This is a genomic window from Acinetobacter sp. SM1B, from assembly GCF_003289665.1.
In the GTDB taxonomy this organism is placed as follows: Bacteria; Pseudomonadota; Gammaproteobacteria; order Pseudomonadales; family Moraxellaceae; genus Acinetobacter; species Acinetobacter schindleri.
Genome location: NZ_QMBM01000001.1, coordinates 2,458,270 through 2,462,670 on the forward strand (window position 1 = coordinate 2,458,270; position 4,401 = coordinate 2,462,670).

3 protein-coding genes are annotated in these 4,401 nt (G+C 39.5%); all 3 read left to right on the top strand.

Annotated features, from left to right (window positions below):
• Positions 1–76 precede the first annotated feature (76 nt).
• A protein-coding gene (locus C8322_RS11860; RefSeq protein WP_111810657.1) for an IS3 family transposase occupies positions 77–1,221 on the top strand; the annotation gives its coding sequence in 2 pieces (ribosomal slippage) (positions 77–341 and positions 341–1,221; 1,146 coding nt in all).
• A gap of 266 nt (positions 1,222–1,487) precedes the next feature.
• Positions 1,488–2,351, top strand: a complete 864-nt coding sequence (locus C8322_RS11865; protein ID WP_000265727.1) for an OmpA family protein — start codon at positions 1,488–1,490, stop codon at positions 2,349–2,351.
• 42 nt (positions 2,352–2,393) lie between these two features.
• The coding region (locus C8322_RS11870; RefSeq protein WP_146747336.1) for a BapA/Bap/LapF family prefix-like domain-containing protein at positions 2,394–4,401 on the top strand (2,008 nt) is incomplete at its 3' end.

Genomic DNA, 4,401 nt, shown 5'->3' on the forward strand with positions numbered 1-4,401 from the left:
AGAGATGGATCCGTAAATTTGAACAACTCCTATAAGTGATATTCTGCTCCTCAAATGATGTTATAAACATCAATATATGGAGTATTTTATGGCACGTAGACCAAGAAGAAATCATTCAAATGATTTTAAAGCTAAGGTAGCACTTGCTGCGATTAAAGCAGAAAAAACACTTGCTGAATTGAGTGCTGAATTTGATGTTCATCAAAACCAAATTATTGACTGGAAAAATCAATTGATCTCAGCTTCCTCGCAAGCTTTCGATCAATCAAAAGCTCCATCAGAACCCCCCATTGATCTTAAAAAGTTACATGCAAAAATCGGTGAGCAGGCATTAGAAATTGATTTTTTAGAAGGTGTGTTGAAGAAACTGGGCCGCTTCAACCACAAAAGTTACTCGACGACTCACTTCAGATTTCAGTATCTAAGCAAGCTAAGCTGCTGAAAGTCTCCCGTGGTTGTTATTATTATCGCCCAAAACCTGTTAGCTCATCAGATCTGAAGCTGATGCGATGTATTGATGAATTACATATGCAATATCCTTTTGCAGGCAGTCGTATGATGCGTGATTTGTTGAATCGTCAAGGGCATCATATAGGACGACGTCATACACGTACTTTAATGAAGAAAATGGGTATTCAGGCGTTATATTGCAAACCAAATTTAAGCCAGGCTAATCAAGCTCACCGTAAATATCCATATCTGCTCAAAGGGTTGGCTATTCAGCGCAGTAATCAAGTGTGGTCTACGGATATAACGTATATCCCTATGGCAAAAGGCTTTGTTTATTTATGTGCTGTGATTGATTGGCATAGCCGCAAGGTACTTGCGCATAGGGTATCGATTAGTATGGAGGTGGATTTTTGTATTTCGGTTTTAAATGAAGCGATTGAAAAATATGGATCACCTGAAATATTGAATACAGACCAAGGCAGTCAGTTCACCAGTGATGCATTTATTGATGTATTGAAATCAAATGGCATTCAAATCAGTATGGATGGTAAAGGTCGATGGGTAGATAATGTGATGGTTGAACGATTATGGCGGAGCGTTAAATATGAAGAGGTGTATCTCAAAGCTTATAGCAGTGTCACAGAAGCGAAAAAGCAATTAAGTGCATATTTTGAGTTTTATAATTTGAAACGACCTCATTCGAGTCTAGACAAAATGACACCAAATAAGTTTTACTATGATCAGCTACCCCAACAAAACAAGGTGGCTTAACTAGAGCGGAATATCACTTATAAATACGCTTTTAGTTGTTCAAACAAGTGGGATCACCTCTTGACAATCGCTGAGTAAAATTGCTCTATGATTAAAAATACAGAAATGATAAATTCGTAAATGGACATAACTTGCTTTGCTTTGCTTTTCTTAGTCGAAAATTAAATTGGATTATGTCCTTTTTATTTCAAAGACTTAAAAAGTTGAGATTCGCGTAAAGATGTCATACAAATCTAATAATACATTAAGTCTACCAAGGGTTGTTTATGTGGAAATTATCGCTTTTAACTACTGTAATTTCATTGGTGGTAGCCTCTTGTGCATCTGATCCTTACTCAAAGCCTTCTGCTTTACGGTTTCAAAATAATAAGCAAGGTTATAATCAGGAGATCAATGTCAACAGAGATGCTAAATTATGCGCAGGGGATACAAGAGATGAACAGAGTTGCCCAATTCATTTCTATATTGACAGTATTGAATCAGGTAAATTCTATATCAATAATACGGCAAAGTATTATTTAAAACCAGAAGTTTATAATTTCAAAGTTAAAAATTGTAGCGGCGAAAAAAATTGTCAGAGTTGCGATGTCGACTTGCGGCCAGATCAATTAAAAGATCGTAACTTTATTCTTTCTGTAGATGCTGCTGGTGTACCTTTTATTTCAAATAATGGTCATCCTTTGGCTTGTAGACAACAGCCAGCAGCTCAAAAGCCTGTCGTTGCTCCTGTTGAGCATACTGAAACAATTGATTTGGCAGCCGATACATTATTTAAATTTGATGGTTCATCTTTAAATGATTTATTGCCTAAAGGCCGTCAGGAAGTTCAGGACGTAGCATCAAAAATTTCAACAGGTTTTGTTTCTGTCAGTAAGATCATATTGGTCGGTCATACGGATCGTCTAGGAAGCGAAACTTATAACCAAAAGCTTGGTCAGAATCGTGCTGAAACTGTACGTAGTCTGCTTGTTCAAAATGGCGTATCCGCAAATATTATCTCGGTGGCAAGTGCAGGGAAGAATCAACCAGTCACGGACGGCTGTCCTACGGTTAAATCTCGTGAAGCACTAAAAGCATGTTTACAGCCCGATCGTCGCGTGACGGTACAAATTACGGGCATTACCAAGTAATTCAGCATTTAAAAGTTTCAACGAATATAGGCCACACAGAACATGACAAATTTTATTGTAGTAGAAAAAGATTCTTTAAATAAAGTATCTATCAACACGCAACATATCACTTTAACAGAAGCATCAATTGTCCATACCAAAATGCATCGTAATGATGTAGCAGAGTTTTTACGTGATGGCAATAACCTGATTTTAAAGTTAAATAATGGTGAAACTGTCCTTATCGAAAACTTCTTTGTCGTATATGACAAAGTTGATTCTGATCTGGTTTTTGAAGAAGATGGTTGTATCTTATACTGGTTTGATGGTGTTTCTGGTTTTGAGGGAATACCTGGGCTTGAGGTCTTATTACCTGCTAGTGCGGCAGGTGGGTCGTTACTGCCATGGATTATTGGTGGTGGTGCTGTTATTGGTGGCATCATTGCAGCCGCAGGAAGTGGCGGTGGAGGGGATAAAAACGCATGGCCAATCGCCGTTAAGGATGAAATTACAGGTGTTGAAGATACCCCAGTTAATGGCAATGTTTTAACTAATGATCGTGATCCTGATGGAAAAGCAATCACAGTTACTCAATTTGTTGTGGAGGGTAAAAGCTATAATGCAGGCCAAACCGTTACAATTGATAAAATTGGCGAGCTAACGCTCAATGCCGATGGAACTTATCACTTTGTCCCTGCGACTAACTGGAATGGCACCGTTCCAACAGTTACTTATACAATTAGTGATGGCCAGGGTGGAACCGCTTCAGCGGAATTGGTAATCACAATTACACCTGATGCAAATCCTTCGATTAGCATAAAAGATGAAAATGGCGGCAGTGAAAATCCGAACAATACTACTGATACATTAATTGAACAGGGGCATGTTACTGTATATGAACAGGGTTTAACTGATACATCGGGTTCAAATAAAGAAACGGGTAGTATTACGATTGGGGCTGGTGATGGCGTAAAGTCTGTTACGGTTGGTGATACCAATATTTTGCTAACAGATCTGGAAAATGCCTCAACTACACCGATTATTATCAACACGCCTCATGGCAAGATCATCATTACTGACTATACGCCAAATGGTCAGGAATTTAATGGCGTATCTACGGGTGGCACCATTACTTATGAATATGAACTAGATCAACCTGTTACCAACGATGCATCACACACCGATAACTTTCTGGAAGAAGTCGGTATATCTGTGACAGATCAAAGTAATATTGTGAGCAGTGGCAGTCTAGTCATTAGCATTATTGATGATGCACCACTTGCCAAAAACGACATCGATAATGTGGCTGCTAATCAATTTACCCCTGAAACTGGAAATGTACTGACGGGTGTTGGTACGAGTAGTGGGGCTACAGGTGCAGACAAAATTAGTGCCGATGGAGTGAGCATCTCCACAGTGGTTAGTGATAATGTATCTGCTAACGTGGTAACAGATGATGGCACAACGCTGACGATCGAAGGGCAGTATGGTGCTCTAATACTCAATAAGACCACAGGTGAATATAGTTACGAGCGTCATGAAGGTACGCCGGGCGGTGTAAATGAGGTATTTACTTATACATTGGTTGACGGTGATGGGGATAGCTCAACAGCTAGCTTGACATTAGTCATTGGCAATAGTGCGCCTCTTGTTACGCTTCCTTCGAGCGATGGAGAGAGTACCAAAGTCTATGAATCAGGTTTGAATAATGGTGGCTCTAAAGCATCTACTGATAAGGAAACAACAAGCGGTACAATTGCTTTTACCTCTCCAGATGGTTTGGCTTCTCAAGATGCAGTGAAGTTAGGTGGACATACCCTAACGACAGCAGATCAAACATTCTCGGATGGTTTAACTGCACGCTATGAATACAATTCGGCAACTGGTACAGGTATTATCCACTATAGCTACACACTTCCTGCGAATACGTCAGGTGATAATACCAATGCAACATTTGCAGTGGAAGTGACAGATATCGATGGCGATAAAACAGCTTCGGGTGATCTGGTTATTAATATTATAGATGACGCACCTGTTGCGAAGCCTGACACGAATAGCATTACAGAAGACA

What these genes read in the sequence shown, in the direction of transcription:
- C8322_RS11865 (WP_000265727.1), top strand. Translation starts at nt 1,488, where the DNA reads ATGTGGAAATTATCGCTTTTAACTACTGTAATTTCATTGGTGGTAGCC.